The 24,381-nt window shown below is 58.9% G+C and carries 31 protein-coding genes; 18 read left to right on the forward strand and 13 right to left on the reverse strand.

All coding sequences use genetic code 11. The features are described from left to right. Position 1: 1 nt before the first annotated feature. From flgK to J7416_RS19565, 4 genes are all read right to left on the reverse strand, one after another. Positions 2-1,453, reverse strand: coding sequence for a flagellar hook-associated protein FlgK (gene flgK / locus J7416_RS19550; RefSeq protein ID WP_209227125.1), 1,452 nt, complete (start codon positions 1,451-1,453; stop codon positions 2-4). Between the two features lie 33 nt (positions 1,454-1,486). Next, on the reverse strand, positions 1,487-2,782 hold the full coding sequence (locus tag J7416_RS19555) for a flagellar hook-basal body complex protein (protein ID WP_209227127.1): 1,296 nt from the start codon (positions 2,780-2,782) through the stop codon (positions 1,487-1,489). Positions 2,783-2,880: 98 nt separating this feature from the next. After that, positions 2,881-3,717, reverse strand: coding sequence for a flagellar motor protein MotB (locus J7416_RS19560; RefSeq protein WP_209227128.1), 837 nt, complete (start codon positions 3,715-3,717; stop codon positions 2,881-2,883). An 83-nt stretch (positions 3,718-3,800) separates the two neighbouring features. Beyond that, positions 3,801-5,120, reverse strand: coding sequence for a FliI/YscN family ATPase (locus J7416_RS19565; RefSeq protein ID WP_247744392.1), 1,320 nt, complete (start codon positions 5,118-5,120; stop codon positions 3,801-3,803). Positions 5,121-5,224: 104 nt separating this feature from the next. Here J7416_RS19565 and J7416_RS19570 point away from each other — a divergent pair, with 104 nt between their 5' ends. From J7416_RS19570 to J7416_RS19610, 9 genes are read left to right on the forward strand one after another with little or no spacing between them, the layout of a single operon-like run. Beyond that, entirely contained in the window at positions 5,225-5,611 is a 387-nt protein-coding gene (locus J7416_RS19570; RefSeq protein ID WP_209227130.1) for a FlgB family protein, read from the forward strand. Positions 5,612-5,622: 11 nt separating this feature from the next. Beyond that, positions 5,623-6,009 carry a flagellar basal body rod protein FlgC gene (flgC, locus tag J7416_RS19575; RefSeq protein WP_209227132.1) on the forward strand — a complete coding sequence of 129 codons (387 nt, stop codon included), beginning with the start codon at positions 5,623-5,625 and terminating at the stop codon, positions 6,007-6,009. An 11-nt stretch (positions 6,010-6,020) separates the two neighbouring features. Beyond that, positions 6,021-6,311, forward strand: a complete 291-nt coding sequence (gene fliE, locus J7416_RS19580; RefSeq protein ID WP_209227133.1) for a flagellar hook-basal body complex protein FliE — start codon at positions 6,021-6,023, stop codon at positions 6,309-6,311. A gap of 3 nt (positions 6,312-6,314) precedes the next feature. Next, positions 6,315-6,587 (forward strand): flagellar biosynthetic protein FliQ, encoded by a 273-nt coding sequence (locus tag J7416_RS19585; RefSeq protein WP_170418319.1) that lies wholly within the window; start codon positions 6,315-6,317, stop codon positions 6,585-6,587. Next, positions 6,587-7,297, forward strand: coding sequence for a flagellar hook-basal body complex protein (locus tag J7416_RS19590; protein WP_209227134.1), 711 nt, complete (start codon positions 6,587-6,589; stop codon positions 7,295-7,297). The genes J7416_RS19585 and J7416_RS19590 overlap by 1 nt, the downstream gene beginning before the upstream one ends. A 21-nt stretch (positions 7,298-7,318) precedes the next feature. Beyond that, on the forward strand, positions 7,319-8,104 hold the full coding sequence (gene flgG / locus J7416_RS19595) for a flagellar basal-body rod protein FlgG (protein ID WP_209227136.1): 786 nt from the start codon (positions 7,319-7,321) through the stop codon (positions 8,102-8,104). After that, a complete protein-coding gene (flgA, locus tag J7416_RS19600) occupies positions 8,104-8,520 on the forward strand; it encodes a flagellar basal body P-ring formation chaperone FlgA (protein ID WP_209227137.1) in 417 nt (138 codons plus the stop codon). The genes flgG and flgA overlap by 1 nt, the downstream gene beginning before the upstream one ends. Next, positions 8,520-9,251 (forward strand): flagellar basal body L-ring protein FlgH, encoded by a 732-nt coding sequence (flgH, locus tag J7416_RS19605; protein ID WP_209227138.1) that lies wholly within the window; start codon positions 8,520-8,522, stop codon positions 9,249-9,251. The genes flgA and flgH overlap by 1 nt, the downstream gene beginning before the upstream one ends. Positions 9,252-9,263: 12 nt before the next feature. Beyond that, on the forward strand, positions 9,264-9,782 hold the full coding sequence (locus J7416_RS19610) for a flagellar basal body-associated FliL family protein (protein WP_209227139.1): 519 nt from the start codon (positions 9,264-9,266) through the stop codon (positions 9,780-9,782). Positions 9,783-9,812: 30 nt separating this feature from the next. Here the strand turns inward: J7416_RS19610 and J7416_RS19615 are convergent, their stop codons facing one another. The 7 genes from J7416_RS19615 to J7416_RS19645 all read right to left on the reverse strand — a co-directional run bounded on the left by J7416_RS19615 (position 9,813) and on the right by J7416_RS19645 (position 16,574). Then, a complete protein-coding gene (locus J7416_RS19615; RefSeq protein ID WP_209227140.1) occupies positions 9,813-10,169 on the reverse strand; it encodes a hypothetical protein in 357 nt (118 codons plus the stop codon). Continuing rightward, positions 10,166-11,254 carry a flagellar type III secretion system protein FlhB gene (locus tag J7416_RS19620; protein ID WP_209227142.1) on the reverse strand — a complete coding sequence of 363 codons (1,089 nt, stop codon included), beginning with the start codon at positions 11,252-11,254 and terminating at the stop codon, positions 10,166-10,168. The genes J7416_RS19615 and J7416_RS19620 overlap by 4 nt, the downstream gene beginning before the upstream one ends. Continuing rightward, a complete protein-coding gene (locus tag J7416_RS19625) occupies positions 11,251-12,024 on the reverse strand; it encodes a flagellar biosynthetic protein FliR (RefSeq protein WP_209227143.1) in 774 nt (257 codons plus the stop codon). Before J7416_RS19625 ends, J7416_RS19620 begins: the two co-directional genes overlap by 4 nt. Further along, positions 12,021-14,108 (reverse strand): flagellar biosynthesis protein FlhA, encoded by a 2,088-nt coding sequence (gene flhA, locus J7416_RS19630; protein ID WP_209227144.1) that lies wholly within the window; start codon positions 14,106-14,108, stop codon positions 12,021-12,023. Before flhA ends, J7416_RS19625 begins: the two co-directional genes overlap by 4 nt. Before the next feature lie 10 nt (positions 14,109-14,118). Then, positions 14,119-14,805 carry a lytic transglycosylase domain-containing protein gene (locus J7416_RS19635; protein WP_209227145.1) on the reverse strand — a complete coding sequence of 229 codons (687 nt, stop codon included), beginning with the start codon at positions 14,803-14,805 and terminating at the stop codon, positions 14,119-14,121. A 73-nt stretch (positions 14,806-14,878) separates the two neighbouring features. Continuing rightward, positions 14,879-15,307 (reverse strand): Lrp/AsnC family transcriptional regulator, encoded by a 429-nt coding sequence (locus tag J7416_RS19640; protein WP_209227148.1) that lies wholly within the window; start codon positions 15,305-15,307, stop codon positions 14,879-14,881. A gap of 34 nt (positions 15,308-15,341) precedes the next feature. Further along, the gene (locus J7416_RS19645; RefSeq protein ID WP_209227149.1) at positions 15,342-16,574 is read right to left on the reverse strand and encodes an MFS transporter; all 1,233 of its coding nucleotides are present in this window, start codon (positions 16,572-16,574) and stop codon (positions 15,342-15,344) included. 205 nt (positions 16,575-16,779) lie between these two features. Here J7416_RS19645 and J7416_RS19650 point away from each other — a divergent pair, with 205 nt between their 5' ends. The 7 genes from J7416_RS19650 to ptsN all read left to right on the forward strand — a co-directional run bounded on the left by J7416_RS19650 (position 16,780) and on the right by ptsN (position 21,564). Continuing rightward, a complete protein-coding gene (locus tag J7416_RS19650) occupies positions 16,780-17,394 on the forward strand; it encodes a ribonuclease D (RefSeq protein WP_209227153.1) in 615 nt (204 codons plus the stop codon). After that, positions 17,391-18,353, forward strand: coding sequence for a KpsF/GutQ family sugar-phosphate isomerase (locus tag J7416_RS19655; RefSeq protein ID WP_209227155.1), 963 nt, complete (start codon positions 17,391-17,393; stop codon positions 18,351-18,353). The genes J7416_RS19650 and J7416_RS19655 overlap by 4 nt, the downstream gene beginning before the upstream one ends. A 15-nt stretch (positions 18,354-18,368) precedes the next feature. After that, a complete protein-coding gene (locus J7416_RS19660) occupies positions 18,369-18,968 on the forward strand; it encodes a hypothetical protein (protein WP_209227156.1) in 600 nt (199 codons plus the stop codon). Positions 18,969-19,049: 81 nt separating this feature from the next. Beyond that, the gene (locus J7416_RS19665) at positions 19,050-19,463 is read left to right on the forward strand and encodes an LptA/OstA family protein (RefSeq protein WP_348540296.1); all 414 of its coding nucleotides are present in this window, start codon (positions 19,050-19,052) and stop codon (positions 19,461-19,463) included. Beyond that, on the forward strand, positions 19,463-20,221 hold the full coding sequence (lptB, locus tag J7416_RS19670; RefSeq protein ID WP_209227158.1) for an LPS export ABC transporter ATP-binding protein: 759 nt from the start codon (positions 19,463-19,465) through the stop codon (positions 20,219-20,221). The genes J7416_RS19665 and lptB overlap by 1 nt, the downstream gene beginning before the upstream one ends. A gap of 253 nt (positions 20,222-20,474) precedes the next feature. Next, entirely contained in the window at positions 20,475-21,038 is a 564-nt protein-coding gene (gene raiA, locus J7416_RS19675) for a ribosome-associated translation inhibitor RaiA (RefSeq protein WP_170428456.1), read from the forward strand. A 61-nt stretch (positions 21,039-21,099) separates the two neighbouring features. Continuing rightward, positions 21,100-21,564 (forward strand): PTS IIA-like nitrogen regulatory protein PtsN, encoded by a 465-nt coding sequence (gene ptsN, locus J7416_RS19680; protein ID WP_209227159.1) that lies wholly within the window; start codon positions 21,100-21,102, stop codon positions 21,562-21,564. Positions 21,565-21,635: 71 nt separating this feature from the next. On the opposite strand, the gene J7416_RS19685 is transcribed toward ptsN, so the two are convergent. Continuing rightward, positions 21,636-22,151 (reverse strand): CAP domain-containing protein, encoded by a 516-nt coding sequence (locus J7416_RS19685; RefSeq protein ID WP_170428450.1) that lies wholly within the window; start codon positions 22,149-22,151, stop codon positions 21,636-21,638. Between the two features lie 169 nt (positions 22,152-22,320). Here J7416_RS19685 and J7416_RS19690 point away from each other — a divergent pair, with 169 nt between their 5' ends. Together J7416_RS19690 and J7416_RS19695 are read left to right on the forward strand one after the other, a co-directional pair. Next, the gene (locus J7416_RS19690) at positions 22,321-22,920 is read left to right on the forward strand and encodes a L,D-transpeptidase (RefSeq protein WP_170428447.1); all 600 of its coding nucleotides are present in this window, start codon (positions 22,321-22,323) and stop codon (positions 22,918-22,920) included. Positions 22,921-23,059: 139 nt separating this feature from the next. Then, positions 23,060-23,242 carry a hypothetical protein gene (locus J7416_RS19695; RefSeq protein WP_010442520.1) on the forward strand — a complete coding sequence of 61 codons (183 nt, stop codon included), beginning with the start codon at positions 23,060-23,062 and terminating at the stop codon, positions 23,240-23,242. An 89-nt stretch (positions 23,243-23,331) separates the two neighbouring features. Here J7416_RS19695 and hemH read toward each other — a convergent pair whose 3' ends face one another. Then, positions 23,332-24,381: a ferrochelatase gene (gene hemH / locus J7416_RS19700; protein WP_209227160.1), complete on the reverse strand. Its 1,050-nt coding sequence runs from the start codon at positions 24,379-24,381 to the stop codon at positions 23,332-23,334.

Below are 24,381 nucleotides of genomic sequence, written 5' to 3' on the forward strand. Positions count from 1 at the left end.
GTCACAACCTCAGCAGAGTGTCCATCATCTCATCCACGGTTGAGATGAGCCGTGCATTTGCGGCATATGTCTTTTCGATCTGCATCAGGTTTTGCAGTTCGGTATCGGTATCGACGCCGTGTTCAGCCTCGATCTTGGCCATTTCCAGCTGCGCGTTCCTGGCGAAGGTCATGCGCTCTTCGGCGGCATGGGCGTCCGCACCGACTTTGGACAACAACGCCTCGGCCAACTCGGGCGCGCGCATATTGCCAGTTCCGTAGAGCCCCCCTGAAACGGGCCGGGCATCATTAAGAACCGCTCCAAAGGCTCTCAGTTGAGTTGCGTTGCCCGGATCACCGGGAGTGGCGGCGCCAAGACCGGTCCTCAGTTTCCAGCTGTCGCCGCCATCATCTGGGTCCACGACCGCATTCAGGCTGATGCGCGCGGCCAGCCCGGTCACCGCAGCCGGGTTCAAACGGTTGCCATCATCCGTGAACAGGCCCGGATCGGTCGCCGCAACGGTCGTATCAAGACCAGCGGTTTCAAACCGCTCGATAAGATCTCGCGCGGCTGTGTCCAGATGCACCTGCGCATCGACGGCCAGCTCATCGCGAATCCTGAACTGGGCCGCCAGTGATCCTCCCCGCAGTTGCGCATTGTCGCCGCTGGTTCGAACGGCTTGGCCGTTCATCTCAAGACCTGACAGTAGGTTGTTGCCGAGTGTCATATGCGGCTTTGTTTCGCCGGTTGTCGTGAATTCGAACCTTGCCGCCTGACCTTCCAACAGGATCAGGCCGCCATCAGAGTACAAAGACACCCGGTCGTTTTCGCGCGCGACAACGTTGACCGGGATTATTTCGTTCACCTGATCGACCAGCACCTGTCGCTGATCCAGCAAGGCATTGATGTCACCGCCTGAGTTTCTGATGCTGGGGATCTTATTGTTCAGCTCTTCGATGTCCTGCAAAGTCTGGTTCAGTTCGTCGACTTGCCTGCCGATGGTTCTGTCTGCATCCGATCGCGCCTGTCGCAGCCCTTCGGACGCCGCGTTCAGGCTATCGGCCAGGTCTCGCGCCGCGCGTGCGGCCTGGTCCAGCCGAACTTTTGAATCCGGCAAGCTGGCGGCCGTGGTCAGGCTATTCTCGAAAGTGGTCAACCGCGAGGCGAAGGATTTGGGGTCATCGACCGAACCCACTGCTTTTTCTAACCGCGTGTGGAAATCCAAGAGCGCACGTGCGCCAGCCAGATTGGCATCCGAGTCGCGCCGGTTGGCAGTCAGGACCGGGTCCTGATGCCGCGTTACCCCAACTGTTCGCACCCCATTGCCCGAGATCGGACTGGTGGCCAGTTCAAGCGATCGGCGCGCATATCCCGGTGTCAGGGCGTTTGCGATGTTGCCCGAAACAACCGCGGCCCCGCGGCTTGCAGCGGTCAGGCCACCCAACGCATTGTTCAATGCTGTCGTCATGTTCATCGGACAGGTCCTTTCACTAGCTCAAAGCCCGGATCAGCGTTTTATGTTTGTTGTTTCCTGCAACATTTCATCGACCGTCTGGATCACCTTTGCGCTGGAGGAAAACGCGCGCTGCGTTTGGATCATCGAGGTCAGCTCGGTGGCCACATCGGTCGTGGATTCCTCGCGCGCGAAGGCCACCAGATCACCAGTCGGTCCCTCGCCAGCGTTCCAAAGGAAGAACGTGCCGCTATCGCGTGAAGGCGCGTAGGTCTGGTTGTCCAGTGCTTTCAACCCGTTCGGGTTGGGCACGTCCACAAGGGGGATCTGGTACACGCGGCGACTGACGCCGCTGTCGTACTGGGCAAAGACATAGCCCTTTTCATCCACTTTGACGCCAGTCATCGTGGCCACCGGAGCACCGTCCCGCGTGATTGAGACCGGCGCGAACGTATCCGACAGTTGGGTAATCCCGTTCTTGTCGCCGATCTGGCCGATATTGATCTCCATCGGTCCGCCATCCACGTTCACCACAAAGCTGCCATTTGCCGGATCGTAGGCCCCGCCGGAAACGGCCGTGACGCTGGCAAGGGTGCCGCCTGCGGTCCGGCTGTCGGTGAACGTCAGACGGTATTCGCCAATCACGGCACCGCCCGATGCAGAATCCCGCAGCGTCATGGTCCATTCGTTGCTGGACCCGGTGGCCGGAACGTTTGGCACAAGTTCGATATTGACGGTCTCAGATTTGCCGAGATTGTCGAAATACTCGACCGACAGGGGCTGCGCGTCTCCCGGTGCGCCTGCATCCGTCGCGGTCGCTGGCAGGTTCATGCGCAGGTTCATACTGGTGGTCGGCGCCCCGCTCAGTTGGTTGACGCTGAGCTTGACCGGTTCAAGTGCGGCGGGCGTATCGCGGGGTACGCTGGGGATCGACCCGTCCGGATTCGCGGGCCAGCCCAGCAGGACCAGACCGGATTGTGTAACCAGATGCCCCTGCGCATTGGTGCGGAACGATCCGGTTGTGGTCAGCAGCATCTCATTCGAGTTGGCACCAACCTGAGAGCTGGGCCGAACCGGCAGCAAACCGCGCCCGCGAACGGCCAGATCAGTGGAGTTGTTCGTGGTGACCAGCGATCCGCGTTGGTCGATCATGCGCTGGCTTGTGGTTCTGACGCCCCCCGCCGAATAGCTGCCCCCCTGACCGGACGTGACCATCGAGTGAAAATCCGTCTCGACCCGCTTGTAGCCAAAGGTCGACGAATTGGCGATGTTGTCGGAAATGGTTGCCAGCCGGTTGGCGTTGGCCTTCAAAGCGGCCACACCGGCATTCAGCGAAGAGGAAATTGTCATTGGCACGCCCTTCTGTTGCGTCAAAACGTGATGCAACAGCTAACGTGCTGGCCCTTAACAGCACGCTAACAGGTAAAATGCGCTCTATCCTTTTCTCCTCAGGGCGTTCGCAGAAAGATGACCTCGATCCGGTTGTTGCGCACAGCCATGGGGTTTTTCGCCATCAACTCACGGTCCGCGTGACCCGTCACCCGATCCACCCTTTTGGCTGCTAAACCTACGTCCTGCAGCATCTGACGCACTTTCTGTGCCCGAGTTGTCGACAGATCCCAAGCCGGGTCGTGTACAAGAACAACCGGGGATGCGCGTACGTGACCTTCGATTGCGATGACGTTCTGCACCAGGTCCGATGACCGTGCCACCAGAACCGCAAGCGCGCGCATCATGGCGGTTGGTGCGTCGGTACCCGATTCGAACAGCGGCTGATCCTCGGTATCAAACAGTTCGACAACCAGGCCTTCGTCGGTGACCCGCGTGACGATATGTTTCAGAACCTTGTCCGAGACCATGCTTTCGCCCGTGCGCCCCAAAAGCTGGGACTCGAGCGTCGAAAAATCCTCGGCGCTTTTCTTACCACCGTCTGCGGCCACACCGACCGACCCGCGCGCCTGCCGCGCAACCGTCGGGCTTTTCTGACTGGCACCCGAGCCGTCCATCACCATGGTCTTTTCCGAGAACATGTTGTTGCCGCCAAAGGCTCCGTCACCACCGCCTGACACCGGGTTCACGGGAATTGTTGGCGAAAAGTAATCCGCCAGCCCTTTGCGTTGTTTTTCCGTCGTTGCATTCAACAGCCACATCAACATGAAGAACGCCATCATGGCCGTGACAAAGTCGGCATATGCGACCTTCCACGCGCCACCGTGGTGACCATCGCCACCTGACACACGTTTCTTCTTGATGATGATTGGCGCCGCATTGGATTGCGCACCCATCTCCACCACCTTTTTATCACCCGCTACCGGGGTAGCAGCGCAGGTCTTAAGGTGGCCTTAACACTTAAAACTGTTCGAATTTCCTACTGTTGCGGTGCAGCCCCCGCCCGCCGCAGGATCAATTGCAGATGGTCAAAACTGTTCTTGATCCCATCCGTTTCTGTCTTGGCAAAAAAGGTGTCCAGCTCACCGTGGACCCGCACGGCTTGGTCCAAAAGCGGATCGGTGCCCTCGGAATAAAGACCGGCTTTGATCATCACTTCAGATTGCTCATAGCTGCCGACCAAACGGCGGGTTTGGGCGATCAGCTGGTTTTCCTCGGGCGAGGCCGCGCCGGGCAAGCTGCGTGAGACTGATCGGCTGAGATCGATGGCGGGAAACCGCCCGCGCTCGGCAATTTCACGGTTCAGCACGATGTGGCCGTCCAGAACGCCGCGCAGGATGTCCGCTATGGGTTCATCCATATCCGACCCCGCGACCAAAACGCTGAATACGGCGGTAATGTCGCCTTGTTCTGCCGTGCCTGGCCCGGCGCGCTCGCACAGACCTGCAATCAAGGGCGTGACCGAAGGTGGGAAACCGCGCAGCGAAGGTTGTTCGCCCATGGCGACGGCAATCTCACGATGCGCTTCGGCGAAACGGGTGACAGAATCGGCCAGAAACAGGACGTTCATGCCCTGATCGCGCAGGTATTCCGCCACCGACATGGCCGACCATGCACATCGACGCCGCGCCAGCGCCGACTGATCCGAGGTCGCGGCCACAACGACCGAACGCTTCATCCCTTCTGCCCCCAAAGCGTGTTCGACAAACTCGTTCACCTCACGCCCGCGTTCACCAACCAAGGCGACAACTACGGCGTCCGCTTGCATTGACTTGGCCAGCTTGGCCAGCAGGGTGGATTTGCCCACGCCCGAGCCAGCAAACAATCCGACACGCTGGCCCTGAACGACAGGCAGCATCGTGTTGAGCATCGCCAACCCGCTTTCCATCCGAGCGCCCAGCGGTTTGCGTTCGACCGCAGCGGGTGGGGATTGCATGATGTCGCGTGTTTGAATGCCGGACAGCAGCGGTTTGCCGTCCAGCGGCCGGCCGAAGGGGTCGACCACCCGGCCTAACCAGTGCATGCCCGGCGCAAAAACGGGTGTTTGGTTCAGAATCACCTGATCACCCAGGCAAACACCATCTGGGGCCGCGGCGGGTATCATGTGGATCAGATCTGATTCGACATGCAGAACCTCACCTTCAAGATCCGGCCCATTGCGCCGCCGCAAGGTCAGGTGATCGCCGATCCGGGCCTGTGTCTCAAGGCCTTCAATCTCGACCACACCGCGCGCAACTCCACAGACACGCCCCGTATGGCGCGTCGCGGTCAACCGGTCGAATTCACATTTCAAAAGCATCGGGTCGAGATCGGACATCGTGGGTTCTCCAACGGTTTCTGAAAACGGTTTCTAAAGGAATCGGGGTTAAGCCTTGATTGAAATTGATCGAGGGAGAAGCCCCGATGTTCTATGACCTGAACGTCTTTAAGACCGCGTACGCAATGGCAACCCATGCCGGGCAACGGCAGGCTGTCGTCGCGCGCAATATGGCCAACGCGGATACGCCGGGCTATCAGCCTCGCGATATCGAGGCCTTTCAGAAAGCATTCGAAAACACAGGCCAGCAAGCCGCGATGTCCGCCACGCGCGATGGGCATTTGAACGGTGCCACTGGCCCGCAGCCTTGGGCCGAGTTCGAGGTTACGCCCTCGGGCGATCCCAATGGCAACGGTGTATCCATCGAAGAAGAGATGTTCAAAGCGATCGAGGTCAAGCGTCAGCATGACCGCGCGCTGGCGATCTACAAATCCTCGATGAACATCCTGCGCAGCAGTCTGGGCCGGGCGTAAGGGGCAGTCAGATGAGTAATTTTTCCCATTCCCTTGCCGCGTCGACCAGTGCCCTGCGTGCGCAATCTGCACGTCTGAGGCATGTGTCCGAGAATATCTCGAACGCCGATACGCCCGGGTACCGTCGCAAGACGGTACCGTTCGAAACCGTGCAGAAAGACGGGCGTGACATGGTTCAGGCCGGCCGCGTCAAGCTGGACCGCCGCGACGGGTCCCGCATCTATGACCCAAGTCATCCGATGGCTGATGACACCGGCCATTACCGCGGGTCGAACGTGGATCTTATGATCGAGATTGCCGACGCCCGTGAAGCGCAACGCAGTTACGAAGCCAACCTCAAGATGTTCGACCAGACACGCCAGATGTCGTCGAGCCTGATGGACCTCCTCAGAAAATAAAGGACACCAGAATGGATATCCGAGCTCTCAACGCCGCCCAGAGCTATGCAGGCGCGCGCCCCGCAACCCAGGCTGACCCCGATCACGCCGGAATGGTGCAGGGTCTGCGCGCTGGGTTTCAGGACTTTGCCGCGACGCTGAAACACTCCGAACAGGTCTCGCAGGCCGCAATGACCGGCCAGGCAGATCCGCATGCCCTGGTGCAAGCGCTGGCTCAGACCGAGCTGGCCGTGGAAACGGCGGTGATCGTGCGCAACAAGGTGGTCGAGGCCTATCAGGAAATCCTGCGGATGCCGGTCTGACCCATGCTGAGCGAAGGTCTCTTCTATGACATCGTGCGTCAGGCGCTGTGGGTCGCGGTCATCACTTCGGTCCCGATCCTCGCTGTGGCGCTGGTGTCGGGTCTGATCGTTGGCCTGTTTCAGGCGCTGACCTCTGTGCAAGAGATGACGCTGACCTTCGTGCCGAAACTGATCGCCATCGTCATCGTGTTCTGGATCTCGATGGGATTCATGACCCAGACGCTGGTCACCTTCTTCACCGGAACACTCATCCCTTTGATCGCAGGAGGTCGCTGATGGATACCGCCTATGTCACCCTGTCCCGGCAATCGGGTCTGATGAACGAAATGCGGCTGGTGGCGAATAATATCGCCAACGCCAATACAACGGGTTACCGGGCGCAAGGCCTGGTGTTCTCGGAATTCGTTCGCGACATGCCGGGCAACCCGTCCCTGTCCATGAGCCGCGCCGAGGTGCGAAACACCTCTTTGCAGCAGGGCGTCCTGACAGAAACGGGTGGACAGTTCGACTTTGCAATCGAAGGCGACGGGTTTTTCATGGTCGAAACGCCTGCGGGAAACAGGCTGACACGGGCCGGTGCGTTCTCGCCCAGCGCAGATGGGGATCTGGTGACAATGGATGGGCACCGCGTGCTGGACAGCAATGGTGCACCCGTTTTCATTCCCCCGGATGCCGCCTTGATTGATGTCGGCAATGACGGAACCATGAGCATCGATGGCCAATTGCTGGGTCAGATCGGAGTCTATCGCGTCGCTGATCCCAAAACGCTGGTACGCGAAGGCAGTACGCAGTTTCGGGCGGAAGGCGAGATTGAGCCGGTCGAGGATCCCGTGGTCGTACACCGATTTCTTGAAGGGTCGAATGTGAATGCCATCGTGCAGGTCTCGCGCCTGGTGGAAATCCAGCGCGCCTATGAGCTGGGGCAGAGCTTTCTGGATACCGAGGATGACCGGCTGCGTGGCGCGCTCAAGGCGCTCATGCGTTGATGTGAACAAGGAGAGTTTGAAATGCGGGCATTGAAAATCGCGGCGACCGGCATGACGGCGCAACAGATGCGGGTCGAGACGATCTCGAACAACCTCGCGAACATGAACACCACGGGCTACAACGCGCGCCGGGCCGAGTTCGCGGATCTGCACTATCAGCAAGTGGCGCGCGCAGGTGCGGTCAACGCCAATGACGGTACGGTTCTGCCGACCGGCATTCAGCTGGGTCTTGGCGTGCGCCCGTCCGCGGTGACGGTGCAGCTGTCTCAGGGTGCCTTGTCAGCTACCGGCAGCGATCTGGATGTCGCGATCGAAGGGCGCGGCTATCTGGAGGTGACGTTGCCCAATGGCCAACCAGGCTATACGCGGGACGGCAGTCTGAAACGATCGGCCGAGGGTCTGATTGTAACCTCAGACGGCTTTGCCGTCGCACCCGAGATCACCATCCCCGACGATGCGCGGTCGATCTCGATCAATGCCGCGGGCGAGGTCTATGCCTATTTCGACGACGCCCCCGAGGGGCAGTTGCTGGGTGAGTTCACGCTGGCCAGTTTTTCCAATGCCAAGGGGCTCGAGGCGATTGGCGGAAATGTGTTCAAAGAGACCGAAGCATCGGGCGCACCCGTGGTTGGAGCACCGGGTGAGGACGGGCTGGGCACGTTGCGGCAGGGTTATCTGGAAGACAGCTCGGTCGACGCTGTGCGCGAGGTTACTGAACTGATTGAGGCCCAACGCGGGTATGAAATGAACGCCAAGGTCATCTCTGCTGTTGATCAGATGATGGGCGCAACAACGCAGGTGCGGTGATGCGGGTTCTGAGCATTTTTCTGACCGTGATGACCGCGCTGCCAGCGATGGCGGACATTGTTGTGTCGAAACGCACCATCCGCGCCAAAGAGGTCGTTTCGGCCGCCGATCTTGAGATCAAGGACCAAGTGGTGCCCAACGCCGTAACATCCCCTGAGGCATTGATCGGGCAAGAGGCACGCGTCGCGCTTTATCCCGGGCGCCCAATTCGCGAAGGCGATGTTGGTCCTCCGGCGATCGTGGATCGCAACGATCTGGTCGTTCTGGTGTTTGATCGCCGTCCCCTGTCCATCACCGCCGAAGGGCGTGCCTTGGGCCGCGGTGCAGCCGGGGATCGTATCCGGGTCATGAACCTGTCGTCACGCACAACCATCACCGGGTTCATCCGGCCCGATGGCCAGATCGAGGTAAAATGATGTCAGCACTTTCCAAAACTCTGTTGATTGCAATTCTGGCCGTGTCGGCCTGTGGCCGGGTGGACCACCTTGGCAAACCGCCAAGCTTTACTCCCAATGATGAATCTCCGGAACATGTGGCGATGCTTTGGCCGGGGCTACCGCTGCACACGCAGCCACAGCGCAGTGTGGACAAGGCATCTCTTTGGAGCGGAGGTCAGCAGTCTTTGCTGGGTGATCAGCGCGCGATCAAGAAAGGGGATATCCTGACCGTCGTGATCGAGCTGGACGAAAAGGCCGAAATATCAAACGACACGAACCGGTCGCGCAGCGGTTCGGAAAGCCTAGAGGTTCCGGGTCTGTTTGGTCTGCCGCAACGCGCAGCGGAACAATTGCCTGATGGGGCGTCGCTGGATGAGGCCGTGTCGATTGATTCAGCGTCCTCCAGCAAGGGTAAGGGATCAGTGAAACGCAAGGAAAAGCTGACCCTGCGTGTTGCCGCAACGGTGATTGATGTTCTGCCGAACGGGGTTCTGTCGATCTCGGGTTCGCAGGAGTTGCGCGTCAATTTTGAGCTGCGCGAGCTTTTGGTTGCGGGCTATGTCCGCCCGCAGGATATTTCGCGCCAGAATGAGATCACGTATGACAAGATCGCATCGGCCCGCGTGTCCTACGGCGGTCGCGGTCAGATCACCGACGTTCAGCAGCCCCGCTATGGGCAACAAATCCTAGATTCTGTCCTGCCATTCTAAGGGGAAACTGTGATGAAGAAACTGATCCCGGTTCTCCTGTTGCTGTTCGGCATGGGCGGTGGCATTGCGGCGGGTCTTTTCCTGGCGCCTTCCGGCAAAGGGACCAAGAGTGCCGACAAAGAAACGGTCGCGACCAAAGACGAAAAGCCTGAGGCAATGGACAATAAAGCCAAGGCAAAAGAACCGGACAAAAAAGAGGACGCTGGTTCCCATGAATACCTTAAGCTGACCAAGCAATTCGTGGTTCCAATCGTCGAGGCAGACCGCATTGCGGCTCTTGTCACCATGTCGCTAAGCCTTGAGGTCACTCCGGGCATGACCGAGACGGTCTATGCTGTTGAACCCAAGCTGCGCGATCGGTTTCTACAGGTTCTGTTCGACCATGCGAATACGGGTGGATTCAACGGCAACTTCACCCAATCCGACAACCTTTCGGTTTTGCGCAAAGCGCTGTTGAATGAGGCGCGCAAGGATCTGGGTGAGGATGTCTCGCAGATCCTTATCATGAGCGTTAACCGCCAGGACACCTGACAGGTCAGCGTTGCAAGGCTGGGCGCGCGGTTACCTGCGCGTCAGTTTGGATGTTTCGGACAGTTTGGCGACCGCCTGTTTGCGTCCGAACGCAACGCGCAGCTCGGAAAGTGCTGCAAGCTTCTGCGCCCTGAGACCGGCGAGCTGCATATTCAATTGTCTGCGGGTCGCAGATTCCCAACCATTCCACAGAACATCCGTGCCGGTCACGCGATAGCCTTCGGTCGATGCGGCCTCTTGCCGGGTTCGCGCTAGTTGAGCATCCAGGCGGGCGAGTTGGTTTTGAAGCTGCGCTTCGGCCTCAAGAACAGGGCGCAGGGATTGATATTCGCGCTGAAACGCGGCCTCGGTTACCTTTTGCAAATCCTGCAACTGTTTACGCTTCAAAACGCTTGCTCCTTAGCCCGTTTGCGCATGGCCTCGGCAAACCGGATCGCTGCGGCCACGGGGCGGTAGTGTTCTTCGGAAATCTCCTGGCCGATCTCGATTGTCGCGTGCAGGGCCCGGGCCGTTGGCGGGTCGGAGTGAATTGGGACACCGGCCTGGCCGGCGGCCTCGCGAATGGCGGCGGCTACGGTGTCCACGCCTTTGGCGATACACACCGGGGCCGACCCGGCAGTGCGTGACCACTTTAGCGCGACGGCGAAATGGGTTGGGTTCACGATGACCACATCAGCCTTTGGGACATCGGCCATCAACTGATTGGTTGCGATGTCCTGGGCACGCTGGCGGCGCTGCTGTTTCACGTGCGGATCGCCTTCGGCGTCCTTGGTCTCATCCTGGATTTCCTTGCGTGACATGCGATTTTTGCGCATGTGCTCGGCATATTGCCAGGCATAGTCGATCGCACCGATCGCCAGCGCCACTGCGATCGCGATGAACATGAACCGAAACAGCAGGTTCATCATCAACATGACGGACGAGCGTGCCTCGGCCGCGCTTGCGGACAAGATATCGCTAAGATTGGCGCGCAGAAACAGCGCCAGGCAGGTGCCGTAGATCACCAGCTTCGCAAAGCTCTTGGCAAATTCGAAAAGGCCGCTGCGCCCGAACTTGTTCTTGGCGTTCGAAGGGAGCGAAATGCGCGACAATTTGGGTTTCAGTTTGCTGGGTGCAAAAACCAGCGCGCGTTGGGCAATCAGGCTCAGCAGAACAGCCGCCGCAGGTAGGCCAAAAAGAATTGAAACGGACACAGCTACGGTTCCAAGTATTCCCCCTACGGGGCTGGCTGCAGGTCCTGACGTCAGCAACTGGCCGAAATCATCGGCCTGGTCGATCAGAACGACAAGCAGAGTGCCCATATTCTGAACCGCGAATTGCCCCGCGGCGAGCATGGCCACCAGCAGACCGATATAGGCCGCGACAACCGACAGGTCGTTGGATTTGGCGACCTCACCCTTTTCGCGCGCCTTCTGCAGTTTTTGCGAGGTCGCCTCAAAAGACTTGTCACTGTCGTCGTCCTGACCGCTCATCGCGTCACCTCAAGCGGGTTCATCATGAAGGCGAATAGGGCGTCGGACCACACAGACAGGATCAAAGGTGCGCCGGCAAAAAGCAGGAACAATCCGGCAAAAGTGATTGCCGGGGCCCCCACAAAAGCCACCATCAGCTGTGGCATTGCGCGGTTGATGACCCCAAGGGCCAGATTATAGATCAGCGAGGCAATGACGAAGGGCATGGCCAGCCCGAAGGCCAGAGCGTAGCTGCGTGCAATGTGCTGTACACCCCACTGAGACAAATCCGATGCCAGCGGCGTCACACCCATGGGAAACAACGTGTAGCTGTGGATCAGAAACTGCGCCACGCGGATATGCAGGCCCAACAGAACGGCCAACGTCAGCCCGGCCAGAGTCAGAAAGTACCCCATAGCGGGGACAGGGTCGACGGCCGCGCCGCCCAGGATTTGCGACAGGGATGTTGATTGCGCGGCGATGGACCCTGCGGTTTGCAGGGCCAACACAAACAAGCGCAATCCGATGCCCAGTATCAGGCCAACCAGTGTCTCGGTGCCGATCATTTGCACCAAAGGTAAAAACTCGGGGTCTGGGCCAGGCGCTGACACGGCCGGTGATACGATCAAGGTGAAGGCCGCTGAAATCCCAAGCTTGACGCGGGTGGGGATGCTGCGTTCGCCAAAGGCGGGCAGCAGCGACACCATGGCTGAGACGCGCAGAAACACGGCAAAGAGATGCCACAGGCCCCCGGCCAGTTCTGGCAACAGTGCGGGGGGCAGGGCGATCACGCGGGCACCGTCCCGACCAGTGCGGGTCGCGCGTCGAGCCCGATTTCCTCAAACGTTAGAACCGGGTTCGCAATGCCCCGCGCCTGCAGGATCGTACGCAGCAGGCGCCTGCGACGTGTCGATGTCACAACCGCGGGGAACAATCCGTTATCGGCAGATTGAGACACGGTTTTCACAACCCCATCTGCCAGTTTGTTGAACAGATTTGGCGGCAACGCGACATCCAGTCCGGCATTGGGAGCGTCGATTTGGTATGAGGCAAAAGTGTCCTCCCACTCTGGCGCAAGCTGAATCAGCGGAATGGACCCATCCCCCCGTTTCATGTCGGCGACCAGTTGAAATCCCAGTTTTTGACGAACCAGTTCACAGATCCCCTCGGGTTGGGTGGTGGTCAGACGCGCCTCGGCCACGCTTTCGAGGATCAGGGCCATGTTACGGATCGAGACCTTTTCTTCGAGCAACAGGCGCAACACCGCATGCAGGGTGTCGATCGGAACCTTGTCGGGGATCAATTCGTCCAACAGCTTGCGATTGGCTTCCGCCCGCACCGGATCGCTCAGCCGTGTCATCTCGGACAGCAGGCGGCGCAGGGATTTCAGTGTCAGCAGGCGCGCGAAGTTTTGTTTGATGATCTCCAACAGGTGGGTCGCCAGAATCTCGGGTGGTGAGACGATGGTTGCGCCACTCAGCGCTGCGGCCTCTTGATCCTTGGGCAGGATCCAGCGGGCGGGCGCGCCGTAGACGGGCTCGGTTACGTCATTGCCTTCGGGCAGCATGTCATGGCCGTCCTGCACCAGCGCCAGCACCAGATCGGGGTTGAGCACTCCGCGCGCTTGTTCGACCCCCTGCACCTTGATCACATAGGTTCCCAGCGGGAGTTCGGCCTGATCTGTCAGGCGGATATCGGGCAGGATCAGACCAAAGCTCGAGGCCACATAGGTGCGCATATTGGCGATGCGTGCGTCCAACCCGGTACCGGAGTTCAGCACCATGCTGACAAGATCAGGCGCGAATTCCAGATGCACGTCGTCGAGATCCAGAATGTCACCGATGGCCTGAGAAACTGGCGTCTCATCCTGCGGCGCAGGCTTCAACGCGGCCTCGGCTTCGACCTTTTGGTTGCGGTGCACCGAATAGGCGGCATAGCCAAGAACCCCTGCGCCAAGGATAAACGGGAGAAACGGCAGACCTGGCACCAGCGCAAAAAGCACCATCAGAACGGCAACCGTGCCCAACGCCGCTGGATGCCGACCCAGCTGTGAGAAAATTGCGTTGTCCGTCGCGCCTTGCGTGCCGCCCCGGGCCAGCAAAAGCGCAGAGGCGATTGAGATGATAACGGCGGGAATCTGCGATACCAGCCCGTCGCCGACGGTCAGAATGGCGTAGGTCTCAAATGCGGAAGAGACCGGCATCCCGTGGACGATCACGCCCATGATCAGACCCATTACAAGGTTCAGCAGAGTGATCAGCAACCCGGCAACCGCGTCGCCTTTGACGAATTTCGACGCCCCATCGAGCGAGCCGAAAAACGTGGTCTCTTGCTGTTCGCGTTCGCGGCGTTCCTTGGCTTGCTGGTGGTCGATGGCCCCGGCGGACATATCGCTGTCGATGGCCAACTGCTTGCCAGGCATTCCGTCCAGTGCGAACCGCGCACCGACCTCAGCCATGCGCGCGGCACCTTTGGTGATGACCATGAAGTTCACGATCAGCAAAACACCAAAGACCACGAGCCCCAAAAAGATACTGCCGCCCATAACGAAATTCGCAAAGCCTTCGATTACGTCCCCGGCGGCATTGGGGCCTGTATGTCCCTGACCGATAATCAGCTTGGTCGAGGACACATTCAGCGACAGCCGCAGCATCAGCGAGGCCAGCAGGATCGTTGGGAACGACGAAAAATCCAGCGGTCGTTCGATGAACAGCGTCAGGGTGAAAATCAGGATCGCCAGCGCGAATGAGGCGGACAAACCCACATCCAGTACCCAGGCGGGCATGGGCAGGATCATCATCACGATGACCGTCATAAGCGCCAACGCCAGCAGCACGGTGGGCGAGAACAGGGAACGGGCGTCGATCTTGGGCACGCGGGGGCTCCTAGTTGAACTGGATGAAAGCAGTGGCGGCACCGGTCACCGGCACCAATGAGCCCATCACGCCATGATCGGCCGGTGTCTGCAGCGGGATCAGCGGGTTGGCGACCGCGGTGAAGGGATCGCGCGCGGCAAATTCGGTCGGGGTCTGCGTGTCCAGCCGTGCTAGTATGGTCTGAAATCGTCCGATATAGGCGTTTGCCAATTCAGGTGTGCGCGAATGATAGGCCCCTGCAGCTGCGGACCACGACCCCAACTCGGCATGAAGCTCTTTCAGAAAACGCGCGGCATAGGTGGCATTTTCATCGGGGTCGAACATGGCGTCGATCGACCGGAACGCTTTGCCATGCCAGCGGTAATTTATCTGGAAACACCCGACATCAAAGCTGCGTTTGCCTGCTTTGAAGATGTTGAACAGATAAGACTTCGCCTCTGACTCGGACGGGAACCAAAAGCCTTTTCCTTCGACATTGATTGTCCAGGGCCACGGGTACAGCGTGCCATCCAGCGCGTGGCCGGTTTCCACGCGGGTTATGGCGCGCATGATATCAAGCGGTACGCCTTCGGATTGGGCTGCGCGCTGGGCGGCGGCGTCGCAGATTTGGGCGACGCGGGTGTCGGACATGGCAAAACCCTGCGGCGCATCAAACAGCGCCACCAGGGCCAGTCCTAAGATCATTCGATTGGGCATTCTGCCGGTCCGGGATTCTGATCAGTCCGGGCCAAGCTAGCCGCGCCAAGGTTTACAGAGGGTTATTGGAGGTTCAGTTTCGGTCAATCCGCCGACCGAAGACGACGCTGGTATTGGTGCGCAAAACGCCGGGTACCTTGGCCAATTCGTCGACCAGAATATCCAGATCCTCGATCCGGGGGGCTTCGGCGGACAGCAACAGGTCGAACTCTCCGTTGATCGACAGACAGAGTTTAACTTCGGGGTAAGCCTCAAGCCGCTTGATGATCCGCGTGGTCTCTTTTTGCTGAACTTCCAGCAAAACAACGACCTGAACGCGCGGGGCATCTTCGGGGGCGTTCAGCACCACCGAGTATCCTGCGATCACGCCACGCTCTTCCATCCGCTGAATACGCTCGTGCACTGTGGTCCGGGCCACGCCCAGTTTCGCCGCGATCTTGGTCGTGGAGTCGCGTGCATTGTGCTGAAGGGCCGAGATTATGCGGCGGTCAAGTTGATCCATAGAGCAAAGGTGTAGTTCAAAGCCGTTGGGATACTCAAGCTTTGTCAGTATGTTCGCCCGGTACGCTTTCGTCCTTGGAGCGCGGCCAGATCAAGGGCGCGGCGCACAGCCCCAAAAGGGCCGCGATCGACATCCAAAATAAGGCCTGTTCGGTACCCTTGGTGGTCATGAGCCATCCCGCCAGCGGGTAGAGCACCAGCCAGCAGGCATGGGATAGCGTGAATTGCGCCGCAAAAACGGCTGGCCTGTTCTCTGGTTCGGCGGTGCGTGTCAGCAACCGGCCCGATGGGGTCAGGGTGGACGAATAACCAAAGCCGACACCCGCCCAAAGCGCGGCCAGCCCCCATAACGGCATCGAAAGCGTCGCGAACAGGCCCGAAGCAACAGCCATTGTACCTGTTCCAAAAGCCGCCCCGAACAGCATAACGCTGCGGTCCCCAAACTTGTCCAGAAGCGAGGGCAAAGCAAACGCTGCCAGCATCGATCCACCGCCGAATCCTGCCAGCGCGATGGCCACGGCACTGTCAGACAGGCCAAGGTCGGCGCGCACGATGACGACGGTGTTGACAAAGACCATCGCACTGAGCGCCGCGGCGCTCCAGGTCAGGGCCAACAGTCCCCGCAGGCGCGTTGTGCCCAGATAGATCCGAATGCCGCGTGTTGTGCGGTCATAGATACCCCGGCGTTTCGTTGGTTTGGGGGACGGCAGGGCGACTGACACCACCAAAAGCGCCGAGGCCAAGAACCCAAGGCTTGTACCCCAAAACAGGCTGTCAAAGCTCATGACCAGCAAGAGCGCCGCCGCCAAAGCAGGGCTGAGCAGGCTTTCCAGATCATAGGCCAGCCGGGACAGGGACAGGGCCTTGGTATAGTCCTGCTCATCGGTCAGAACGTCCGGGATGGTGGCCTGAAATGCTGGTGTGAAACCGGCCGACGCCGATTGCAGCACGAAAATCAGAACGTAGATCTGCCAAATCTCGGTCACGAATGGCAGACAAACGGCGACGGCCGCGCGCACGACGTCCAGCGCCACCAGCATTTTGCGCCGGTCCAACCGCTCGGCAAAGGCTGCGGCCAGTGGTGCGATGGTCACGTAGGCTGCCATTTTGATGGTCAGGGCGGTTCCCAAAACCATGCCCGCCGCCTCTCCGGCGAGATCGAAAGCAAGAAGACCCAACGCAACCGTCGCCAGGCCGGTGCCGGCAAGGGCAACAACTTGTGCGGCCAGCAAATGGCGATAGACGCGGTTTCTCAGAACGCTCAGCATTGGTCTCGGATGGGTTGTTTTGGTCTTGGCAATCGCCTTGTTCAGCGCAACAAGCTGCAGTGCTGTGCCATACTGCTACCCTGCTGGTTCATTGTCGATAGGGTCAGCGCGGCCTGCGGGTCACTGCCGCACAGATATGGATGGCGTTGAGTTTAGGGCCCAAACCTCCTATCTCGGGGACGATACCGGACAAAGGACAAGCCTCGTGGCAAACCATCTCTACAAAAACGACCTGCCGGACGGGTTGGATCTGGGCCCTATTGTGGCCATCGATTGTGAAACCATGGGTTTGAACCCGCACCGGGATCGGCTGTGCGTGATTCAGATGTCGGGCGGCGACGGCAACAGCCATATCGTGCAGGTCGAAAAAGGCCAGACCGAGGCCCCGAACCTGTGTTCGATGCTGGAAAACCCCGACGTGCTCAAGCTGTTCCACTTTGGTCGTTTCGACGTTGCCGCGATGTACCACACGTTTGGTGCACTGGCGGCACCGGTCTATTGCACCAAGATCGCCAGCCGTCTGGTGCGCACCTACACCGACCGGCATGGGCTGAAAAACCTGTGTCAGGAGCTTATCGGTGTCGATATCTCAAAACAGCAGCAGATGAGCGACTGGGGGGCTGAGACCCTGACAGACGCTCAACTGGAATATGCGGCCTCGGACGTTCTGTACCTGCATCAATTGCGCGAAGCTCTGGACGGTCGTCTGGCCCGCGAAGGCCGCACCGAGATGGCGCAGGCGTGTTTTGACTTCCTGCCGATGCGTGCGAAACTTGATCTCGCAGGTTGGCCCGAAACGGATATCTTTGCGCACTCATGACCGATACCGAAGCATTCCTGAGAACCGCCCGTCAGGTGGTCACCGACGAGGCCCGTGCGTTGGACGTGCTGGCCGAGAGCCTGGATGAGCATTTCGCCGAAGCCGTGCAGCTGATCCTGCAGGCCCCGGGCCGCATCATTGTCAGCGGTATCGGCAAGTCGGGCCATATTGGCCACAAGATTGCGGCCACGCTGGCCAGCACCGGAACGCCCGCCTATTTCGTGCATCCGGCCGAGGCCAGCCATGGCGATCTGGGCATGGTGTCGAAAGGCGACGTGGTTCTGGCCATCTCAAACTCGGGCGAAGCGCCGGAACTGGTGAACCTGTTGGCCTTTACGCGCCGGTTCGGCATCCCACTGATTGGCCTGTCCAGCAAACCGGAAAGCACGTTGATGAAGCAGGCGGATGTGCATCTGCTGATTCCTGCAATGGGTGAGGCCTGCGGCTTTGGCATGGTCCCATCGATTTCGACCACGCTGACCCTGGCGATGGGTGACGCATTGGCGATTTCACTGATGAAGTACCGCGACTTCAAACCCGAGGATTTCCGTGCCTTCCACCCCGGCGGAAAACTGGGTGCGCAGCTGTCTACGGTGCGCGATCTGATGCACTCGGACCTGCCGCTGGTGCCAGCAGGAACCACGATGGGCGAGGCGCTGCTGGTCATGAGCCAGAAAAGTTTTGGTGTTGTCGGCGTCACCGACGCAGAGGGCCGCTTGGTCGGAATCGTGACCGATGGCGACTTGCGCCGCAACATGGACGGGCTGCTGGACAAGACCACCGAAGAAGTGATGACCACCAACCCGCTGACCATTGCGCCGAACGCGATGGCGGAAGAGGCCGTGGCGATCATGAATGATCGCAAAATCACTTCGCTGTTTGTTGTCGACCCGGACACGCAAGGGCCCGCCGAGGGGCTGTTGCACATCCACGACTGCCTGCGCGTCGGACTGGGCTAGGCGGAGGGTCGCGCAGTGGACAGACACTCACGCAGGGTACAATTCCTCAAGGTAGTGTTGCCATTGGTCGCCATCGGAATGCTGTCGACTGTCTTCCTGCTGTCGCGCAGTATTGAGACCAATGTAAGCGTGCCATTCTCGCAACAGGATATCGATGAACGCTTGGCTGATCAGGTCGTGACCCAGCCGGATTATCGCGGCACCACTCGTAAGGGCGAAGACGTGCAGATCGAGGCCATCCGGGCCACTCAGGGGGCCGAGGGTGATGCCCCCACCGCTGCCGAATTCCGCGGTCGTTTGGGATTGTTGAGTGGCGGTGTGATCACGCTGGATTCTAACTCGGGCATGATCCGCCCGGATAAGAACGCTGCGACTTTTGTCGGCGATGTCGTGATCACAACAACGGACGGAATCGTTGTTACGACCGATTTGCTGAACACTGCTCTGGACGAGATCCGTGGCGACACGCCTGGTCAGGTCAATGGAACCGGAATCATTGGCGATTTCACCGCTGGCCGAATGACATTTGGAACGGAAAAAAAAGACGGACCGGTCCATATTATTTTTACAGACGGCGTGAAGTTGGTGTATGAGCCTCAAAAAGCAGAAAGATAACCTGTGTTCTATTTTCGATTAGCCCTTGTAAGCTGTGCTCTGGTAACCGGTGCGATCTCTGCGTCAGCGCAGGAAACACAGGTGGCGTTTGGTTCGCCACAGGCCGACCCCAGCCTGCCGGTCGAGGTGACGTCGGAAAGGTTGAACGTAAATCAGGAAGACGGCTCGGCCGAGTTTCTTGGCAACGTGATCGTCATTCAGGGCGAAATGCGCCTGACGGCTGAGCGTGTACTTGTGATCTACAACGAAGAGCGGTCGGGCATCGAACGGATGGAAGCGACCGAAGACGTTGTTTTGGTCAGCCCGCCGGATGCGGCCGAAGGCGATTGGGCGGAATACACGATCGATTCCGGCCAGATTGTGATGAAGGGCAATGTCCTGTTGTTGCAGGGTCCCAGCACAATCAGCGGTGATCAGATGAACGCGAACCTGAACACTGGTTTGGCGACCATGACCGGTAACGTAAAGACCATTCTGCAGCAGGGGGCCAACTGATGGCCCAGCCGGAACTGACGGTGGCTGAAGGTGCCTCCGGTCTGAAAATCGAGAAACTCCGCAAATCATACCGCAAAAAGACGGTGATCCGTGACGTGTCGATGACGCTGGACCGATCCGAGGTGGTGGCGTTGCTGGGTCCGAACGGTTCGGGCAAGACCACGACCTTCTATTCGGTCGCAGGTTTGGTATTCCCCGAGGCCGGCACGGTCACAATTGACGGGCAGAACGTAACGACGTTGCCGATGTATCGACGCGCACGTTTGGGGATTGGCTATCTGCCGCAGGAGATGTCAATTTTTCGGGGCATGAGCGTCGAGGACAACATCGCAGCCGTTCTGGACATAACCGTGAAACACGCCCATCGCCGCAAAGAGCGATTGGAGGAGCTGTTGTCGGACTTCTCGATCGAGCATTTGCGCCGTGCACCTGCCTTGGCCCTCTCGGGCGGAGAGCGTCGTCGGGTCGAGATTGCGCGCTGTCTGGCGGCGGACCCGAAATATCTGCTTTTGGACGAACCCTTTGCGGGCGTTGACCCGATCAGCGTCGGCGATATCCGCCATTTGGTCGCGGACCTCAAGAAGCGTGGCATCGGCGTGCTGATCACCGACCACAACGTGCGCGAAACGCTGGAAATTGTCGACCGCGCCTACATTTTGCATGACGGGCAGGTTCTGATGTCCGGCACGCCTGACGAAGTTGTCGAAAACGAAAACGTGCGTCGGGTTTATCTGGGCGAAAACTTCCGTATTTCATAAGCTTGCGCAGATTTGCGCCGAGTACATGGCGGAAATCACGTATATACACACCTGTTTTGATTGACTCTTCCGCCGTCTCTTGCCTCAATTGGGACATGGCAGTTCTTCGGTTTCCGTCTGGATCACGACGCCCCTTCCTGGAAGGGGAACCGGTGCGATTACCGCGGGAATTGTCGATGTCCCCCACCCGATAAAAACAAGTGCGTCGCGTTACGTGACGTCAGAAATGGGTGTGAATTGTGAAGGAGATCACATGCGTTACCAAATCAGCGGAAAACAGATCGACATCGGTGCGGCCCTGCAGACACACGTGCAGACCGAACTGGGCGAGGTCGTGGGCAAATATGCCCAGCGCCCAACGGATGCCAACGTCGTCTTTTCCCGTTCAGCGCATGAATATGTATGCGAAACCACAGTGCATTTATCCACGGGCCTGACTGCTCAGGCCAAGGCACACGCGACCGAAATTTACGCGGCGTTCGAGGGATGCTGCGACAAGATGGAAACACAACTGCGCCGCTACAAGCGTCGCCTGAAGGACCACCACAAGGATCGGTCCGAGCCTGTTGAACTCTTCGGGGCGTCGTCATATATCCTCGCCTCTGACGAATCGGAGACGGCTGACGAACCCGAATCTCTGCAGCCCATGATCGTGGCTGAGATGGAAACCAAGATCCCATCGCTGAGTGTAGGTGAAGCCGTCATGCAGATGGAACTTGCTGGTGCCCCGGTGCTGGTGTTCCGAAATGAGAACAAGGACGGATTGAATGTCGTGTACCGTCGGGATGACGGAAACATCGGCTGGATCGATCCGTAACAGGCAAGATTAGCAAGGCGGGCCCCTGCGGTAAGCAGGGGTTTGGCCGTGGAGCATGATCATGGAGCTTTCGAGCATTTTAAAGCCCGAAGCAGTACGTGTATTGTCAGCCGCTTCCAGCAAGAAGCGGCTGTTTCAGGAAATTGGCGATGTCGCTGCCGGGACCTTGGGTCTGGACGCGCAGACAATCGTCGATTGCCTGTTGGAGCGTGAAAGCCTGGGTCCAACAGGCGTCGGGCATGGTGTTGCTTTGCCGCACGCCCGGCTTGAGGACCTGGAAGCCGTCGCGGGCGTCTTTGTAATGCTTGAGAAGCCAATTGATTTTGGCTCGGTGGACCGGCAGCCGGTCGATATTGCCTTTGCGCTGTTTGCGCCGGAAGAGGCCGGTGTCGATCACCTCAAGGCGCTGGCGTTGGTATCCCGGACGTTGCGCGATACGGCCGTATGCAACAAGCTGCGGGCCAATCCCGACCCGGTCAAGCTGTACGCAATTCTGACCGAAGCTCAGTCTATGCAGGCTGCTTAACGCACAGAAAATCCAGAGATCTACAAAAAAGCCCCCGAAACTCGAGGGCTTTTTTCGTCTTGGACAGCGGGTTAACCGCCGGACCCCATCTCAAGGGTCCACCAGATTTTGCCGCCGTTTTCCTGATGCCAGGCAAAGCCCATTTGGGTGGCCTTGGGGTCCATGATCACGGCACGGGGGCCGGGCTCTTGCATCCACGCGGCCAGTGTTTCGGTTTCTGTTTCGTAGGTTTCCGAAATCGCTTCGCCCAGGAAGGTTCCATAGTATCCCACGCGGCGTGCGCGATCGATTGGAGACGACCCGTCCGAGCCAAAGTGCCAGGGCCGGTTTTGCCGTGCCATATCCTTGGAGTGCGTGGCAGCCGCGGCATTCAGTTGAGAGTTCAGTTGAACCGATTGAAGCCCCTGCGCCTGGCGCAGCGCGTTCACCGAATCCAACATACGGAATTGCAGCTTCTCAGGGTTGCCGCGGATTTTGTAGACGGTCGGCAGCGGACGGCCATCCGACCCGTATGTCGGGGTGCTGCTTGGTGTACATGCAGCCAGCGCAACAAAGCAAAGGAACAGTAGAGTAAGAATACGCGTCATGATCGACCTGATTATTGTGTCGACATACGGCATAGCGCGCCATGCGGCCTTGGGCAAACCTGCAATGGCCGATTCTCGCATGATTCTGCCGGTTTGATTTGCGATTGACGCATTCTGGCAATAAAATACGTGAAATTTTCAGGACAGCTTTAGCAAAGGACCGTTTGCAATGGTCAAAAAACCCGTTCTTTCTTCCAGTCGTCGCGGATTTCTGGCCGGTGCCTCTGCGCTGTTGGCATCGCCGGCGATCGCGCAGTACATCCCCGGAGACCCGTTGCGCCCCGCGCCCGAGCCAGAACCTGAGGTGCGTCGTAACATCTCGGGCTTCCGTGCCCTGGATTGGCAGCCCTATTTCTCAAACACGAGAAACGGGGCCATTCTGGTCGATACAGTCTCGCGGGCGCTGCATTATTGGTCAGATGATCAATCTGTGTACAAATTGTACCCCTCCTCGGTGCCTTTGACCGAGGAATTGACGCGGCGCGGCCGAACCAGCGTTATCCGCAAAGTCGAAGGCCCAAGCTGGTCGCCGACGCCTTCGATGAAGAAGCGGAATCCGGAATGGCCGGACTATATCCCACCGGGACCAGATAACCCATTGGGAACGCACGCATTATATCTAAGCTGGAAGTACTATCGCATCCACGGCACCCATGATACGCGCAAAATCGGGCGCCGGTCGTCGAACGGATGCATTGGCCTGTTCAACGAGGATATCGCCGAACTGTTCTCAATGGCGAAGGTCGGCACGCAAGTGTTGCTTATTTGACGACATTTTCGCGCGCGAACCCGCTTGCGGCGCAAGTTCCAATTGCATTCCAGCCGGATAGCTGATTAGAAAAAAACACGAGGTAAGTCTTGAGTGTGCGGTTTCGCTATATGGAACCGTGCAAATTCTGGAGGTTAATATGAAGAAACTCGTTCTCGCCGCTGCACTGACTGCTGCTGCTTCGACCGCCTATGCTGGCAACCTGGAAGAGCCGGTTGTTGAAGCACCGGTTGTTGTTGAGGAAACTCAAGGTTCGTCGCAGGGCATCATCCTGCCGCTGATCCTGCTGGTCGTTGTTGCCGCAGCTGTAGCAGCAAGCTAATTAGACGAGCATTATCTAGAGAAAAGGCGGTGGAGCAATCCACCGCCTTTTTTCACGTCTTCTGTATCAGGTCCGACTGACAGGACCGGTCAGTCCAGCCAGCCTTTCAGGTTGTCTTCGATCACCTTGCCCAAAGCCGCGATATGCGAATCATCATCGTTAAGGCAGGGGATATAGGTAAAACTCTCGCCACCGGCCTCTTCGAAGCTTTCCTTGATCTCTTCGTTGATCTCTTCCAGTGTCTCGATGCAGTCGGCGGAAAAAGCCGGAGCAATCACGGCGATGTTCTTCTTACCCTGCCGCGCCAGTTCCGCCACGTGGTCGACCGTGTAGGGTTTCAGCCACTCCTCTGGCCCGAAACGCGACTGGAAGGTTGAAACAAGCTGGTCGTCCGACCAGCCCAGCCGCTCTTTCAACAGGCGCGTCGTCTTTGCGCATTGGCAATGGTACGGGTCGCCCTGCTGCAAATAGCGGTCCGGCATGCCGTGATAGGAGCAGACCAGAATATCTGGTTTGGTTTCCATCGCCGCATAGGCCTGTTCTACCGACCCGGCCAGCGCGTCGATATAGGCGGGTTCATCGAAATAGGCCGGAACGGTGCGCGCGGCGGGCTGCCACGCCTCGTCCATCAGCGCCCGGAAGAACTGATCGTTTGCGGTGGCGGTCGTCGCGCCTGCGTATTGCGGGTAAAGCGGGAAGAACAGGATACGATTGCACCCTGCGGCCACCATCTCGTGCACTTTGGACTTGGTCGACGGGTTGCCGTAGCGCATGCAGAAATCGACCATCACCTTGTCACCATAGCGCGTTTGCATCGCGTCGCGCATCTTGGCGGTTTGGTCCTTGGTGATCGTCATCAGCGGGCTTTCGCCTTTGTCGTGGTTCCAGATCGACTTGTAAGCTTCGCCCGAACTGAACGGACGCTTTGTCAGGATGATCCCTTGCAGGATCGGCTGCCATTTCCACTTGGGATAGTCGATGACGCGCTGGTCCGACAGAAACTCGTTCAGATAGCGCCGCATTGGCCAGTACGAATAGTCATCCGGTGTTCCCAGATTGGCCAACAGGATGCCGACGCGGCCCATTTTGACCTTGGGGTGGTCGGCGGGTGCGTGCGATGGGCGGGTGGCGTCAAGCAT

Source organism: Ruegeria sp. R14_0, assembly GCF_017743975.1.
Taxonomy (GTDB): domain Bacteria; phylum Pseudomonadota; class Alphaproteobacteria; order Rhodobacterales; family Rhodobacteraceae; genus Ruegeria.